The sequence below is a fragment of the Streptomyces sp. NPDC090127 genome (assembly GCF_044746945.1).
Classification (GTDB): Bacteria; Actinomycetota; Actinomycetes; order Streptomycetales; family Streptomycetaceae; genus Streptomyces.
In genome coordinates, this window is the sequence record NZ_JBIVDE010000006.1 from 136,922 (window position 1) to 151,950 (window position 15,029).

Sequence of the window (15,029 nt, forward strand, 5' to 3'; positions counted from 1 at the left end):
TCTCCGCGCTCCGCGCTGCGAACAAGAAGAACTTTAGCCTGTGACCTGCCGGAAAGTGAAATCCGGTGCGGCGGACCGCTCAGTCGTCGTCGCCGAGGACCGGTTCGGGCAGCGTGCCGGCGTTGTGCTCCATGAGTCGCCAGCCGCGGGCGCCCTCGCCGAGGACGGACCAGCAGCAGTTGGAGAGTCCGCCGAGGCTCTCCCAGTGGTGCGACTCCAGGCCGAGGAGCCGGCCGATGGTGGTGCGGATGGTGCCGCCGTGGCTCACGACGACGAGCGTGCCGTCCTCCGGCAGCTTGTCGGCGTATTCCAGGACCATCGGGGCCGCCCGGTCGGCGACCTCGGTCTCCAGCTCACCGCCGCCCCGGCGCACGGGCTCGCCGCGCTTCCAGGCGGTGTACTGCTCGCCGAACCGCGCCACGATCTCGTCGTGGGTCAGCCCCTGCCACTCCCCCGCGTACGTCTCGCGCAGGGCGGGGTCGTGCGTGACGAGGTGGCCGGTGATCGCGGACAGCTCGGCCGCGGTGGCCGCCGCCCGCTTCAGGTCGGACGCGATGATCGCGTCCGGCTTGAGCGAGGCGAGCAGCCGGGCGGACCGGCGCGCCTGGGCGACGCCGGTCTCGGTCAGTTCGATGTCCGTGGAGCCCTGGAAGCGGCGCTCCAGGTTCCAGGACGTCTGGCCGTGCCGCCACAGGACGATGCGGCGGCCACTGCCGCCCCTGGTGGTGCTCAGCTCAGCTCACCGTCCGTCTCGTCGCCGGCGCCGGTCAGCGCGGCGTGCTCGGCGGCCTTGCCGCGGGTCTTCAGGGCGTCCTCGGGGAGGGGCAGCTCGGGGCAGTCCTTCCAAAGCCGCTCGAGGGCGTAGAAGACGCGCTCCTCGCTGTGCTGGACGTGGACGACGATGTCGACGTAGTCCAGGAGGATCCAGCGGGCGTCGCGGTCGCCTTCGCGGCGGACCGGCTTGGCGCCGAGCTCCTTGTTGAGCCGCTCCTCGATCTCGTCGACGATCGACTTGACCTGGCGGTCGTTGGGCGCGGAGGCGAGCAGGAATGCGTCGGTGATCGACAGCACATCGCTGACGTCGTACGCGATGATGTCGTGCGCGAGCCGGTCGGCCGCCGCCTGGGCGGCGGCGTTGACGAGCTCGATGGAGCGATCCGTGGCGGTCACAAGCAGGCTTTCGTCGGCGGTCAGAGACACATCAAGGGTCTCACGTACCGCCGACCGCCCCGGATACGATTACGAACGGGTCACTTCTTGCTCCCGGGGATCTTGTAGTCCTGGCCCAGAACGACCGTGACATCGGCGTTTCCGGCGGGCTTGCCCTTCTTGACCGCACCGGCCGGCAGGCCGAGCGTCGTGGCGACCTCGGCGGCGGTCGCCTTCTGGGCGTCGTCGCCGTAGAGGACCTCCGACGTCTCCTGGGTCTCCGCGTCGGCGCCGCCCACGAAGGAGAAGCCTCCGTTGACCAGCACGACCCGGGCGGGCTCGGTGGCGTCCTTGCCGGTGGCGTCACGGACCGAGACCCGGACCGCCGCGCCCTGCTCGGGGGCGCTCACCTTGCCGCCGAGGATGTCCTTGACCACGCTGTCGGCCGCGGTCTCGCTGAGCGAGCCGTCCTGCTCCACCGGGAGCACCGCCGTCTTGTAGGCGCCGCCCTTGGCGTGCTTGGCCAGCCCGGCGAGCGAGGCGCCGAGGTCCTTCTCCGGCAGGGACGGGTCCAGGATCATGACCAGTGTCGCGATGGTGTCCGCATTGGCCTTGGGGTCGTCGGACATCTTCCGCAGGACCCCGTAGAGCACCTGGCCGAAGCGCTGCAGCTGCTTGGCCTCGGCCTCGCCGGGAGCGCGGTAGGTCGCGTAGGCGACGGCCGCGCGACCGTTGAGGGTCTGGTTCTCGCCCTTGGCGACGAGGGGGTCCTCGCCCTTCTTGTCGCTGGGCACGGTGACGTCGGTGGTGATGTCGATGTTGCTGACCAGCTCGACCAGGTTCTCCAGGAACGGGGTGTCCAGGCGCCAGGTTCCGGTGATCTTCGTACCGAGGAGGTTGCCGACGGCCTCGCGGGTGCCGCTGGCGCCGTCGTCCTCGACGGACTTGGCGAGGGTCGTCGCGGAGCCCTCCGCGTTGGACACGGAGAGGCTGTTGGGGAGCAGGACGGTCGTGCCCTGGCCGGTCGTGGAGTTGTCGACGAGGAGGGCGGTGGAGGTGCTGCCGCTCTTGATGTCGTGGAGGTGGACGACGATCGTGTCCCGCTTCTGCGGGCCGGCCACCGCGTTCTGCTTCTGCTCCTCGCCGGACATGCCGGGGAGCTTGCCCGCGGACCAGAGGTAGCCGACCCCGCCGACGGCGGCGAGGGCGAGGACGACGATCAGCGCGACGACCCGGTTGCGCCCGCGCCGCCTGGCCTCCTCGCGCCGCTCGGAGCGGCTCTCGGTGAACTTCAGCCAGTCGATGACGTCTTCGGAGTCCTCGTCGGGCTCCTCGATGAACGAGAACTGCTCGGTGCGGTAGTCGCGGTCCCGGTCACCGCCGCTCTCCGGTGCGGGGCGCTGGCCCGGCACACCGGGCGGCGCGGCCACCGGGGAGGCCGGAGCGGGCGCGGGTGCGGCGGCCGGAGCCGTGTCGCCCTGGACGGCCCACTGCTGGCCGGTGTCGTACGAGGAGTAGCCGTACCCCTGCTGCTGCGGCTGCCCGTACGGGTCGTACTGCGGCTGCTGCTGAGGGGCCTGCTGCTGCTGGAGCTGCTGAGGGGGCTGCTGAGGCTGCTGAGAGGGCTGCTGGTGCTGGACCGGCTGCCCGTAGGCGTCGTAGCCGTACCCCTGCTGCTGGCCCTGCGCCTGGCCCTGTTGCTGGGCGGGCTGCTGGGTGGGCTGCTGCTGGGCGTACGGGTCGTACGCGTCGTACGGCTGTTGCGCCTGCGGTGGGACCTGCTGGTACACCGGTTGTCCGTACGCGTCGTAGCCGATGATCTGCGGCTGCGGGTAGTACGGGTCGTACGGGTTCTGATCGTTCACCGGTGCCCCTCTCCGAGGCTCACTAGCCGCGGTACAACTGGCGCTTGTCGATGTAGCGCACCACACCGTCCGGGACCAAATACCAGACAGGGTCGCCCTTCGCGACCCTCGCCCGGCAGTCGGTGGACGAGATGGCGAGCGCGGGAATCTCGACGAGCGAGACGCCCCCCTTGGGCAGGCCGTCGTCCGTGAGGTCGTGGCCCGGTCGGGTGACGCCGATGAAGTGGGCGAGCGAGAAGAGCTCCTCGGCGTCGCGCCACGTGAGGATCTGCGAGAGCGCGTCGGCGCCTGTGATGAAGAAGAGGTCCGAGTCGCCGTTGAGGGAGCGCAGGTCCCGCAGCGTGTCGATGGTGTACGTCGGCCCGCCCCGGTCCATCTCGATACGGCTGACCGAGAACTGCGGGTTGGACGCCGTGGCGATGACCGTCATCAGATAGCGGTCCTCGGCCGGCGAGACCGCCTTGTCGCTCTTCTGCCACGGCTGCCCGGTCGGCACGAACACCACCTCGTCGAGGTGGAACAGGGCGGCCACCTCACTGGCGGCCACCAGGTGTCCGTGGTGGATCGGGTCGAACGTTCCGCCCATCACGCCGAGTCGGCGCTTGGCGCGGCCGCCAGTAGGCACTTCCTGCTCTCCCATGCGTGCAGAGCCTACTGGCACGGCAGCGGGCGTCTTCGGTCCGGTCTGCGGGTCAGCGGTCGCGGTTGAAGCGGGTGGTGATCCACAGCAGCAGGAGCAGCGCGCCGAGCGCGCCGAAACCGGTGAGGTAAGGGCTGAGGCTGTCGTGGTTGCCGCCGTGCTCGGCGCCCTCGGCGAGCATGACCAGGTTCGCGGCGGTGCTGTGGAGGCTCATCTTCAGCAGGACCTATCGATCGGGGATGGGAGCGAGACTTCGCGCACATCGTATGCGGGCCGTCCGGGCACGCTCACGCCGACTCAGTCGTTGACCGGGCTGTCGTACCCCTCCGTCGTCCCCCATGCCCGAGTTATCCACAGGCTCCGGCGGGCCGGGACCCCAGCACCTAGGCTGGGTCGCGTCAGGGGGACGAGCAAGGTCTCGTACGAACAGGGGGCATCCATGACAGAGAAGTCCGACAACGACCAGGGGAACGTGCCGAGCAGGCAGCGCAGGCGCTTCCCCGGTATCTCCTCACGTGCCTACGAGCACCCGGCGGACCGGTCGGCGCTCGTGGCCCTGCGCAGGCTCACCGGCTTCGACACGGTCTTCAAGGCGCTCAGCGGCCTGCTGCCCGAGCGCAGCCTGCGACTGCTCTTCCTCTCCGACTCCGTGCGGGTGAGTGAGGCCCAGTTCTCCCACCTCAACGACATGCTGAGGGACGCGTGTTACATCCTGGACCTGGAGAAGGTCCCGCCGATGTACGTCACGCAGGACCCGAAGCCGAACGCGATGTGCATCGGCCTGGACGAGCCGATCATCGTGGTCACCACCGGTCTGGTGGAGCTGCTCGACGAGGAGGAGATGAGGGCGGTCGTCGGCCACGAGGTGGGCCACGCCCTCTCCGGGCACTCGGTGTACCGGACGATATTGCTCTTCCTCACCAGCCTGGCGGTCAAGGTCGCCTGGATCCCGCTCGGGAACGTGGCGATCATGGCGATCGTGACGGCGCTGCGGGAGTGGTTCCGCAAGTCCGAGCTGTCGGCGGACCGGGCGGGGCTCCTCGTCGGCCAGGACCTGCACGCCTCGATGCGCGGTCTGATGAAGATCGCCGGCGGCAACCACCTGCACGAGATGAACGTGGACGCGTTCCTCGCCCAGGCCGACGAGTACGAGAAGGGCGGCGACCTGCGCGACTCCGTCCTGAAGATCCTCAACGTGCTCCCGCGCACGCACCCCTTCACCACGGTGCGGGCGGCCGAGCTGAAGAAGTGGTCCGAGACCCGGGACTACCAGCGGATCATGGACGGTCACTACCCGCGGCGCACGGAGGACAAGGACACCTCGGTGACCGACTCCTTCCGGGAGTCGGCCGGGCACTACGCCGAATCGGTGCGCACCAGCAAGGACCCGCTGATGAAGCTGGTCGGCGACATCGCCGGTGGCGCGGGCGACCTGGCGGGTGACCTGGGCGGGAAGCTCCGCAGCAGGTTCGGCGGCGGGGCCCCGCGCGGCGACGGCGGCAAGAACGGCGGGACCGGCGGCGGCACGGGCGGCGGCGGAACGGGCGGCGGCGGAACGGGCGGCGGCAGCGGCGGTGGCGAGAAGGGCGGCCCCGGCGGCGAGGGCGACCGGGACGGCGGGGGTCAGGGCCAGGGCTGAGCGCCCGGGGCGAGGGTCCCGCAGAGCGAGGAGACGCCCGGCCGGCCCGTGGCGTACGGGTCGGTGACGGCCCGGCCGGCATCCGAGGCCGTGGTGCGTTCGCCCGCGAGCAGTGGGCGGAAGGCTCCGGCGGCGTCCGGTCCGCAGGCCTGCGGACCGGCCTGGACGGTGCTGGCGAGCAGCTCGGCGCGGTGCATCCGCAGGTCCTCGCGGTCGAAGCGGAAGTGCAGCGCGCGGTGGACGGTGAAGAGGGACGCGGCCGCCTCGGGCTTGGTGTCGGCGGCCGCCGGGCGCAGCGCGTAGGTGAAGGTGTGGTCCGCGGTGACCTCCAGCATGTCGGCGGCCGTCTCCGCGAAGCGGAGGGTGCCCTGGACGCGGACGGCGGGGTCGGCGAGGGAGACCTCGGCGGGGTCGAAGCGCACCAGCCAGCCGGCCTCGGCGTGGCGGCCGTCGTCGAGCGAGGAATCGACGCTCTGGTCGAACTGCGCGAGCTGGTCGGGGTCGAGCAGCAGGCGGGCGGGGCGGACCGTCACTCCGGCGAGCACGTCGGGCTCCAGGGAGGAGGCCACGAGATAGTCCTTGGCGATGGAGAGGGCCGTCACCACCTGGCTCTCCGAGAAGTGGGTGGTGCGCCCGGTGGCCGGGAGGTTGATGCCGGCGGCGCCGGTGCGGTACGCGGCGGCGGGGCTGTGCTCGAACAGCTGGGCGGGCTGCCCGCCCGGGACCTGGCCCTGCGGGGCGAGCGGGACCATGGTGATCCGCAGCGGTTCGGCCCGCTGGTCGACGGGGGGCTGATAGGGGTTGCGGACGCCGAGATAGATGGCCGTGCCGAAGGCGAGGAGGATCAGCAGCACCAGCAGGACGGCCTGGCGGGAGCCGCTCCTGGGCTCCCGGCCGGGGCGGGAGCGTACGGCCTGGGAGTGCTCGCCCAACCGCTCTTCCGCGGAGAACTCCTGGAGCCGGGCAGCGCGGACGAACGACTCGTCGAAGACGACGGATCGGTACTCGTCCTCACCACCGCCGGGGTCGGGAGCCGGCCCCTCAGGCGGGTCGCCACGCCCTGCCATACCTTCAGAGTAGGTCGGACACGGCTCCGGTAAACGCCGAGAGGTCCGGGACTCGTCCGGAAGGCCTCCGACGCGCGCCGGGACGCACTCCGGGGAGGGCCCCGTCGGGTGTCCGGTCGGGGCCGGGCCGCACACCGGCAGGGACCGCTCGCTGTCCGGTCGGGGCCGGGACGCACGCCCGGACGGCCCCGCCCGGTGCCCGGTCGGGGGTCGGGGCGCACGCGGGCGCAGGGCCCCTCCCGATGTCCGGGCGGGGGCCGCGTGCCCTCAGGGTGTGTGCTGGACGGCGGGGGCGGATGGTGTGGAGTACTCGGCGGAGGCCGAGGGGGCGGTGACCGCCGGAGGGTTTCCGCGCGGCTTGTCGACGCCGGTGGTGGCGCCCGTGGTGGCGGGGGCCGGGATCTGGTCCTGCCGGTTGGCGGACGCGCCTCGGTAGACCGCGCTGAAGGCGAGGGCCACCATGCCGACGCCCATCAGCAGGGCGAGCACCCAGGCGACGGGCCGGTGCCAGCGGGCGCTGCCCCGGTAGGGGCGCAGGGCGCCGCCGTGGGGACCGTAGGGACCGGAGTCGCCGTCGGGGTCGTCCGGGTCGTACGCGCCGCCGTAGCGGCCGAAGGGGTCCGAGGGGTCGTAGCCGTCCTCGTAGGGGTCGTCGTCGCCGGGTCCGCCACCGGCTCTGGCACGGGCGGCCTCCGCCTCGGCGCGCGCCTGTGCGGCCGCCAGGAGGCGTTCCACGGCGGTCGGCTCATGGACCTCGGCGGCCCGTACGAAGTCCTCGTCGAACACCACGGTGGCGAAGTCGTCCTCCGCGCCCCCGCGGTCGTCCGAGTTCTCAGGGTCCCTGCCGTCCTGGAACGGCCTGCCCCCCACGTCGTCCGGCACGTTTTTCAGAGTAGACCGGGGAGGGCGATTTGGGCAGGGAGAGTGCGAACCATCCCTGACCGTCCGGTCCCCCGTGGCCCCGCGGGAGCGGGGCCGAACGGGGGAAACCAGGTCACCTGGTGTGACCGTCGCCGGTGACGATGTACTTCGTCGAGGTCAGTTCGGGCAGGCCCATGGGCCCCCGGGCGTGCAGTTTCTGCGTCGAGATGCCGATCTCGGCGCCGAAGCCGAACTGGCCACCGTCGGTGAAACGGGTGGACGCGTTGACGGCGACCGTCGTCGAGTCGACCAGCTGGGTGAAGCGGCGGGCGGCGGCCTGCGAGGTGGTGACGATCGCCTCGGTGTGACCGGAGGACCAGAGCCGGATGTGCTCGACGGCCTTGTCGAGGGAGTCCACGACGGCGGCGGCGATGTCGTAGGAGAGGTACTCGGTCTCCCAGTCCTCGGGGGTCGCCGGGACGACGGTGGCCTTGGAGCCCTCGGCGTGGGCGAGGACCCGCTCGTCGCCGTGGACGGTGACGCCGGCGTCGGCCAGGGCGGCCAGGGCGCGCGGCAGGAAGGCCTCGGCGATGTCCTGGTGGACCAGGAGCGTCTCGGCGGAGTTGCAGACGCTGGGCCGCTGGGCCTTGGAGTTGACGAGGATGTCGACGGCCATGTCGAGGTCGGTCTGCGCGTCCACGTAGACGTGGCAGTTCCCGGTGCCGGTCTCGATGACGGGGACGGTGGACTCCTCGACGACGGTGCGGATCAGGGAGGCGCCGCCGCGCGGGATGAGGACGTCCACCAGGCCGCGGGCGCGCATCAGCTCCCGTACCGAGTCGCGGGACTCGCCGGGGACGAGCTGGACGGCGTCGGCGGGCAGACCGGCGCCCCCGACGGCGTCACGCAGGACCTTCACCAGGGCGGTGTTGGAGGAGTACGCGGAGGACGAGCCGCGCAGCAGCACGGCGTTGCCGGACTTGAGGCAGAGGGCGGCCGCGTCGACGGTCACGTTGGGACGGGCCTCGTAGATGATGCCGACCACACCGAGGGGGACGCGGACCTGGCGCAGGTCGATCCCGTTGGGCAGGGTCGAGCCGCGGACCACCTCGCCGACGGGGTCCGGCAGGGCGGCCACGTCACGGACGTCGGCGGCGATGGCGCGGACGCGCTCGGGGGTGAGGGTGAGCCGGTCGATGACGGTCTCGCTGGTCCCGGCCTCGCGGGCGCGGGCGATGTCCTCGGCGTTGGCCTCGACGATCTCGGCGGTACGGACCTCGAGAGCGTCCGCGATCGCCAGCAGGGCGTCGTCCTTGGCCGCGCGCGGAAGTGGCGCGATTTCGGCGGCGGCGGCGCGGGCGCTGTAGGCGGCCCGGGCGACCGGGGACAGGTTGTCGAGGGGCGTGAGCGAGGTCATGTCCGCAGGGTACTGGCACCTCTGCGGACATCCCTCACGAATGCCGTTCGCATCCCGCACTCCGAGACGCCCTTCTCACACCCGCGGAGGCAGCGCGTCGGCCGGGACGGGCCCACGCGCCGTCAGTACGGATGCGCGCCCCGCCGGTACGGGTGCACGCGCCGCCGGTACGGCCGCACGCGCCGCCAGTACGGCCGCACGCGCCGCCAGTACGGCCGCACGCACCCCGGGACGGCCGCACGCCCCGCCGGTACGGCCGCACGCACCCCCACGTACGAGTGGTGCACCCGCCGGTACGGGCCCGCGCGCCGTCAGTACGGGTGCACGCCCACCGGGGCGGCCGGCGGCGGGCCGTAGCCCTCGGCGATGCGTAGGTGGTAGGTCTCGCGGTCGATGACCTCGAGACCGACGATCTCCCACGGCGGAAGCTTGGCGCTCTGCCGGTGCTCGCCCCACAGCCGCAGCGCGACCGCCGCGGCATCGTGCAGGTCACGGGCCTCTTCCCAGTAGCGGATCTCCGCGTGATCATTGGCGTAGCGACTGGTCAGCAGGAAGGGATGGTCATGGGCCAGCTGCTCGAGGCCGCGCCTGACCTCCTTCAGCGGGGCCTCGGCGCCCGAGACGCTGAGGGTGATGTGCCAGAGCTTCGAGGCGACCACCGGCCGCTCCTCACCGCGTCCCTGCGCGGTCTCGGTGCCCTGTCCCTCGTCGAAGTCGGCTCCGGCCTCGACACTGGTCAGGGCGCGTTCGGCTGTCCCGCGGGGCGGTGCCCCTGGGCGCGCTCGTCTCACCGGCGGCCTCCTGTTTGATGCGTGTGGTGCTGTACCCGCCCTTGTCTTGTCCCCGAGACAAAGTTGACCAGTCCGAGGCCGCACGTGGGGCGGTTTTGGTAAAGGTCCCTACCGGATGGCCGGTCTTTCAGCCGTTTCTCCACACGCCCGTCGCAAGGGGAGGATCAGGCCCGGACGACCACCAGATCGTCGCGGTGGACGACCTCCCGCTCGTACTCCGGACCGAGCTCCCGGGCGAGCTCGGGCGTGGAGCGGCCGAGCATCCGGGGGATCTCCTTGGCGTCGAAGTTGACGAGCCCGCGGGCGACGGCGCGGCCGTCGGTGTCGCGCAGTTCGACCGGGTCGCCCGCCACGAACTCCCCCTCGACGGCGGCGACTCCGGCGGCGAGCAGCGACTTCTTGCCCTCGACCACGGCCCGTACCGCACCCTCGTCCAGGGTCAGGCTGCCCTGCGGGGTGGAGGCGTGGGCGAGCCAGAGGAGCCGGTCGGCGGAGCGGCGGCCGGTGCGGTGGAAGTACGTGCCGGTGTCGCGGCCCGCGAGGGCGTCGGCGGCGCGGCTGGCGGAGGTGAGGACCACCGGGATGCCGGCGGCCGCGGCGATCCGGGCCGCCTCGACCTTGGTGACCATGCCGCCGGTGCCGACCCCGGCCTTGCCCGCGGAGCCGATCTCGACGTGGGCGATGTCCTGGGGGCCGCCGACCTCGGCGATCCGCGAGGTGCCCGGCCGGGCCGGATCTCCGTCGTAGAGCCCGTCGACGTCGGAGAGCAGGACGAGCAGGTCGGCGCGGACGAGATGGGCGACGAGGGCGGCGAGCCGGTCGTTGTCGCCGAACCGGATCTCGTCGGTGGCGACGGTGTCGTTCTCGTTGACGACCGGCAGGGCGCCCATGGCGAGGAGCTGGTCGAGGGTCCGGTAGGCGTTGCGGTAGTGGGCCCGGCGGCTGGTGTCGTCGGTGGTGAGCAGGACCTGGCCGACGCGGACGCCGTAGCGGGCGAAGGAGGCGGTGTACCGGGCGACGAGGAGTCCCTGGCCGACGCTGGCGGCGGCCTGCTGGCGGGCGAGGTCCTTGGGGCGGCGGGTGAGGCCGAGCGGCGCGAGTCCGGCGGCGATGGCGCCGGAGGAGACGAGCACGACCTCCTTCTCGCCGCCGCTGCGGACCTTGGCGAGGACGTCGACGAGGGCGTCGACCCGGTCGGCGTCGAGGCCGCCGGACGCGGTGGTGAGTGAGGACGAGCCGACCTTGACGACGATCCTGCGGGCTTCCGTCACGAACTGCCTAGCCACTGTCACCTGTACCGCCGCCACCTGTACCGCCGTCACCGGCGCCGTCGCCCCACTCGGATGTCAGGCGGCAATCTACGCGAGCGGGGGCGCCCGGCGCCCGCCCATTCCGCTGAGTGGAACGGAAGGACTCGCGTCGCGGAAGGGGAGGTCAGCGGCTGGGGACGGGGTCCGGACCGACCTCCGTCGGGCCGGTCGGACCGGTCGGACCGGCCGTCCCCACCTGGCCGACCGGACCCGCCTGACCGGCCGCGGCCACCTGACCGGCCGGACCCGTCGGGCCCACCGGACCCGTCGGACCCACCTGACCCGTCGGGCCCACCGGACCTGTCGGGCCGGTCGGCGTCGCCTGCTTGCCGCCCGGCACGAGGATCTTCTTCGACAGCAGATAGGTGAACGGGATCGCGACGACGGCCGCGACCAGCGGCGCGATCCGGTCGTCCATGCCGGCCCAGGTCACCAGGGCGTACAGACCGACGCTCTGCACCAGGTAGTTGGTGACGTTGGTGAGCGGGAAGAGCACGAACTTCTTCCAGCTGGGCCGGGTGCGGTAGGTGAAGTACGTGTTGAGGAAGAACGAGCCGATCATGCTCAGCACGAAGGCGATGGAGTACGCGGCGAAGTACGGCATCCAGGGGTGCAGCAGCAGGTAGCACCCGTAGAACGTGCCGGTGTTGACCCCGCCGACCAGGCCGAACCGGACGATCTGGCCCAGCTGACCGCGCATCACATCTCCCGTTCGGTGGCGACGACGCGGGCGCGGCCGTCCGTGTGACCGGCGGCGTAGGAGGCGCTGCCGACAACCGGTCGGCGCTCCCTGGAGCGGTGTGTCTCCTTGACAAGGAAGTGCGGCCGGCGCTTGGTCTCATAGTAGATGCGGCCAATGTACTCGCCGATCAGGCCCAGCATCATCATCTGGACGCCCCCGAGGCCCACGACGATCGCGACGAGGGTGACGTAACCGGGGGCGCTGACGCCCTGGGTGAGCGCGGCCACCGCGATCCAGATCGTGTACAGCCCGGCGAGGGCGCTGAGCGTGAGTCCGAGCCAGATGGCGATGCGCAGCGGCCGGTTGTTGAAGGAGATCAGCCCGTCCATGCCGTAGTTGAGCAGGGAGCTGAACTTCCACTTCGTCTCGCCCGCCTCCCGTGCGGCGTTCTGGTAGTCGAAGGTGACCGTGTCGAAGCCGATCCAGGAGAAGAGCCCCTTGGAGAAGCGGTTGTACTCGGGCAGCGAGAGCAGCGCGTCCACGGCGGCGCGGGAGAGCATGCGGAAGTCGCCGACGCCGTCGACGAGCTCGACGTCGACCCACTTGTTGACGCCTCGGTAGTAGAGCCTGCTCAGCGCGGAACGGAGCTTCTTGTCCCCCTCGCGGGTGCGCCGGGCGATGATCTGCCCGTGGCCCAGCTCGTGGAGTTCGAGCATCCGCTCGATGAGCTCCGGGGGGTGCTGGAGGTCGGCGTCCATGATCACGACGGCGTCGCCGGTGGCCTCGCGCAGTCCGGCGAGCATCGCGGCCTCCTTGCCGAAGTTCCGGCTGAAGGAGACGTAACGGGTCTCCTTCTCGAACTCCGAGGCGATGGCGCGCAGGCGGAGGAAGGTTCCGTCCTTGCTGCCGTCGTCGACGTAACAGATCTCGTACTCGACGGGCAGGGCGCCCAGCACCTCACGGATGCGGGCGTCGAAGCGGTCGATCACCGCTTCCTCGTTGTAGCAGGGGACAACGACGGACAACTTGATCATGAGCGTTGGCTCCTGGACGGAGTGCGGAAGAAACGCGAACGGATGCGGGTACGGGTACGGAGCAGGGGTACGGCGCCGACGGCGAGCAGCAGCACGGCGGCTGCGCCGCTCGCGGCCAGGCCGAGCCGCAGCCCGGGGGTCCTGTGGGAGCAGGACAGCTGCGCGGAGCCGTCCGCGAGCGGCACGGCTATGAGTCCGCCGAGCGTGCGCGGGGCGCGGGCCGGGCCGCCGTCGACCGAGCAGAGCCAGCCGGGGACGGCGGGGACGGCGAGTACCGCGGTGCCCTCGGCGCCGGGCGCGAAGGTGGCGCGGATGCCGTGGCCGGAGGCCTCGACACGGTCGGGTCCGGTGTGGCGCAGCTGCCGGACGGTCCGGTCGAGCGCGGCCCGGTCGAGGCAGCCCAGGGGGTGCTCGGGGAGGACCGTGCGCTGGGCGGGGCTGACCCGTACCGCTATCCGGCCGTCCGCGGGGACGGTCCCGAGGGAGAGCAGCGGGTCGCTGGTCATCGGGTACGAGCCGGTGGCCTGGACGGTCCTGCCGAGCGCGGTGACCGTGCCGCGCAGCCAGGGCGCGTACCAGAAGGCCTCCGTCCCGGGGGCGCACACGGCGGTGAACGTCGCCGCGCCGTCGCGCTCGGCGTCGCCCCCGACGGCCCATCCCCTGCCGGCCGGCGCGGCCGGGGTCGTCGGTGCGGGCTCGGCCCCGACGCGCGCCATTGTCGGCACCTGGTAGAGCCGATCGCCCAGAACCCGTTCCTGGCGGGCGAAGACGGTGTCGTCGCGGACGGCCGCGCCGTCCAGGGGCGTGCCGGGCGGGCGCAGGGTGACGACGGGCGGGGCGGAGGCGGAGCGCTGGACGAACCCGTCGGGTCCCCGGTCCTTCACGAGGTAACTGCTCACCCCCATGATCGCGCGGCCGACCGGGTCGTTGAAGCTTCGCGTGCCGCGCCCCTCGATGTACCAGCCGGCGCCCAGTCGCTGGAGGGTGTCGGCGGTGGCCTCGGGCAGGTAGCTGCTGTAGTAGCGGCCGCCCTGGCCCGCGAGCAGCATCGGGTCGTTGGCGGCGAAGGAGTGCGGGCCCGGGTCGGTGCGGCTCGCGGGCCAGGCATCCGTCGTCCTGAGCTGCTCGTAGGCGGCGCGCGACTGGGCGTCGTACGTGCGCTTCGGCTTCCACCAGGGCATGGCGTCCCGGATCTGCGTGGTGGACAGGACCCCGTACGAGGCGGAGAGGAGGACGGCTCCGGCCAGGGCGACGGTCAGCCCGCGCCGGACCCGGCGGCTCTCCCGGTAGCGGTGCAGCGCGAGGAGCAGGGCGAGGAGGACCAGCCCACCGGCGGCCAGGATCCACGGCCCGCGTGTCATGTACCGGGTGGTGCTCACGCCGACGAGCAGGGCGAGGACCACGGCCGCGCCGCCGAGCAGCTCCGCGGGTCGGGGACGGCGGGCGAGCGCCAGCCAGGCGACGCAGACGAGCACGGCGGTGAGGGCGAGGGAGGCACGGTAGGGGCTGCCGTTGGGCAGGGCGAGGCCGTGCCAGAGCAGGATGGTGGGCTTCCATATCAGGGAGACGGCGATCAGCGCGGTCAGGCCGAGCCAGGCGGCCCGCTCCTTGACCGGCACCCGGCGGATGAACGGGTAGGTCGCGATCAGGAGCAGGGCGAGCATGCCGACGGAGATGTGCGGGACCCGGCCGGTCAGCCCTCCGGGGATCAGGTGCGCCAGGTAGTCGGCGAGCCCCGGCCGCCCCCGGAACACGGCCTCGGGGGCCGGCTGGGCCAGCCGGCTCGCCGTGAAGCTGACGGTGAGGACGGGCGCGGCGAGCAGGAGGCCGGCGCCGGTCATGGCGGCGGCCCGCCCCAGGACCCGCAGGCGCAGGCCCGCGGGCCGCTCGTCGAGGAGGACCCGGACCAGGAGCACCAGGCCCATCGCGAGGGTGGCCATCGCGGCGGTGTAGAAGTTGCCGGCCCAGCAGACGGTCACGGCCAGGGAGCCGACGACCCAGCGCCGACGGCCGAGACACCAGTCGTAGGCGATGCCCATCAGCGGGAGGGCGACCATGCCCCACATCCACATGGGGTCGGAGAAGCCGTCCGAGATCATCCAGGCGCTCAGGCCGAAGCCGACGGAGAGCAGGGCGCGCAGCCAGGGGCTGCCGTCGTGGATCCGGCCGAGGAAGACGGTCATCAGCCCGGCGGCGAGTCCGGCGCTGAGAAGGGTGACCAGGAACACAGGGAGCTCGACGGCGTCCCGCGGGAAGACCCCGACCAGCCAGGAGAACGGGTTCGTCAGGTACGTGAAGAAGTCGGCGAGGAACGGGGTCCCGTACCCGCTCGACCAGTTGAACAGCAGGTCACCGCTGGTGTCGCCGTGCATCAGGTCCCGCAGGTGCGCGTGGAACGGCACGAACTGGTTGCCGAGGTCGTTGACCGCGCGCGAGCGGCCGCCGAAGGGGTACGTGCCCTGCACGGCCATGGCCAGGCAGTACGCGATCATGGTCAGCGCGGCGGCGAGCCAGGGCGCGGCACGTCTCGCTCTTCGGCGCCCTCGCGGTTCGGGGGCGGTGTTCGTCACATGC

General features: G+C 72.1%; 13 protein-coding genes and 1 pseudogene. 1 reads left to right on the top strand and 13 read right to left on the bottom strand.

Annotation, left to right across the window (positions count from 1 at the left end):
• Positions 1-79: 79 nt before the first annotated feature.
• The 5 genes from ACIPPS_RS22680 to ACIPPS_RS22700 all read right to left on the bottom strand — a co-directional run bounded on the left by ACIPPS_RS22680 (position 80) and on the right by ACIPPS_RS22700 (position 3,868).
• On the bottom strand, positions 80-733 hold the full coding sequence (locus ACIPPS_RS22680; RefSeq protein ID WP_401435801.1) for a histidine phosphatase family protein: 654 nt from the start codon (positions 731-733) through the stop codon (positions 80-82).
• Entirely contained in the window at positions 730-1,170 is a 441-nt protein-coding gene (gene rsfS, locus ACIPPS_RS22685) for a ribosome silencing factor (protein WP_401434967.1), read from the bottom strand. The genes ACIPPS_RS22680 and rsfS overlap by 4 nt, the downstream gene beginning before the upstream one ends.
• An 80-nt stretch (positions 1,171-1,250) precedes the next feature.
• Entirely contained in the window at positions 1,251-3,014 is a 1,764-nt protein-coding gene (locus ACIPPS_RS22690) for an LCP family protein (protein ID WP_401434970.1), read from the bottom strand.
• A gap of 22 nt (positions 3,015-3,036) precedes the next feature.
• Complete coding sequence (gene nadD / locus ACIPPS_RS22695) at positions 3,037-3,654, bottom strand: nicotinate-nucleotide adenylyltransferase (RefSeq protein WP_401434973.1); 618 nt, start codon at positions 3,652-3,654, stop codon at positions 3,037-3,039.
• Positions 3,655-3,706: 52 nt separating this feature from the next.
• A complete protein-coding gene (locus ACIPPS_RS22700; RefSeq protein ID WP_401434976.1) occupies positions 3,707-3,868 on the bottom strand; it encodes a hypothetical protein in 162 nt (53 codons plus the stop codon).
• A gap of 225 nt (positions 3,869-4,093) precedes the next feature.
• Here ACIPPS_RS22700 and ACIPPS_RS22705 point away from each other — a divergent pair, with 225 nt between their 5' ends.
• Positions 4,094-5,293 (top strand): M48 family metallopeptidase, encoded by a 1,200-nt coding sequence (locus ACIPPS_RS22705; protein WP_401434978.1) that lies wholly within the window; start codon positions 4,094-4,096, stop codon positions 5,291-5,293.
• Here ACIPPS_RS22705 and ACIPPS_RS22710 read toward each other — a convergent pair.
• From ACIPPS_RS22710 to ACIPPS_RS22745, 8 genes and pseudogenes are all read right to left on the bottom strand, one after another.
• A complete protein-coding gene (locus tag ACIPPS_RS22710; RefSeq protein ID WP_401434981.1) occupies positions 5,278-6,360 on the bottom strand; it encodes a hypothetical protein in 1,083 nt (360 codons plus the stop codon). The genes ACIPPS_RS22705 and ACIPPS_RS22710 overlap by 16 nt on opposite strands.
• Before the next feature lie 267 nt (positions 6,361-6,627).
• Positions 6,628-7,242, bottom strand: a complete 615-nt coding sequence (locus ACIPPS_RS22715; protein ID WP_401434984.1) for a hypothetical protein — start codon at positions 7,240-7,242, stop codon at positions 6,628-6,630.
• Between the two features lie 112 nt (positions 7,243-7,354).
• Entirely contained in the window at positions 7,355-8,638 is a 1,284-nt protein-coding gene (locus ACIPPS_RS22720) for a glutamate-5-semialdehyde dehydrogenase (protein WP_401434987.1), read from the bottom strand.
• A gap of 311 nt (positions 8,639-8,949) precedes the next feature.
• Complete coding sequence (locus tag ACIPPS_RS22725; protein WP_401434989.1) at positions 8,950-9,429, bottom strand: hypothetical protein; 480 nt, start codon at positions 9,427-9,429, stop codon at positions 8,950-8,952.
• Between the two features lie 164 nt (positions 9,430-9,593).
• The gene (gene proB / locus ACIPPS_RS22730) at positions 9,594-10,721 is read right to left on the bottom strand and encodes a glutamate 5-kinase (RefSeq protein WP_401434991.1); all 1,128 of its coding nucleotides are present in this window, start codon (positions 10,719-10,721) and stop codon (positions 9,594-9,596) included.
• A 301-nt stretch (positions 10,722-11,022) separates the two neighbouring features.
• Positions 11,023-11,439: pseudogene (locus ACIPPS_RS22735) on the bottom strand (GtrA family protein); the annotation flags it as partial.
• Complete coding sequence (locus ACIPPS_RS22740; protein WP_401434994.1) at positions 11,439-12,455, bottom strand: glycosyltransferase family 2 protein; 1,017 nt, start codon at positions 12,453-12,455, stop codon at positions 11,439-11,441. The pseudogene ACIPPS_RS22735 and the gene ACIPPS_RS22740, both read right to left, overlap by 1 nt.
• Positions 12,452-15,025: a YfhO family protein gene (locus ACIPPS_RS22745; protein WP_401434996.1), complete on the bottom strand. Its 2,574-nt coding sequence runs from the start codon at positions 15,023-15,025 to the stop codon at positions 12,452-12,454. Before ACIPPS_RS22745 ends, ACIPPS_RS22740 begins: the two co-directional genes overlap by 4 nt.
• Between the last annotated feature and the right edge of the window lie 4 nt (positions 15,026-15,029).

Coding starts and splice junctions, on each gene's coding strand:
- nadD (WP_401434973.1), bottom strand. CDS start 3,654: ATGGGAGAGCAGGAAGTGCCTACTGGCGGCCGCGCCAAGCGCCGACTC.
- ACIPPS_RS22700 (WP_401434976.1), bottom strand. CDS start 3,868: ATGAGCCTCCACAGCACCGCCGCGAACCTGGTCATGCTCGCCGAGGGC.
- ACIPPS_RS22705 (WP_401434978.1), top strand. CDS start 4,094: ATGACAGAGAAGTCCGACAACGACCAGGGGAACGTGCCGAGCAGGCAG.
- ACIPPS_RS22710 (WP_401434981.1), bottom strand. CDS start 6,360: ATGGCAGGGCGTGGCGACCCGCCTGAGGGGCCGGCTCCCGACCCCGGC.
- ACIPPS_RS22720 (WP_401434987.1), bottom strand. CDS start 8,638: ATGACCTCGCTCACGCCCCTCGACAACCTGTCCCCGGTCGCCCGGGCC.
- ACIPPS_RS22740 (WP_401434994.1), bottom strand. CDS start 12,455: ATGATCAAGTTGTCCGTCGTTGTCCCCTGCTACAACGAGGAAGCGGTG.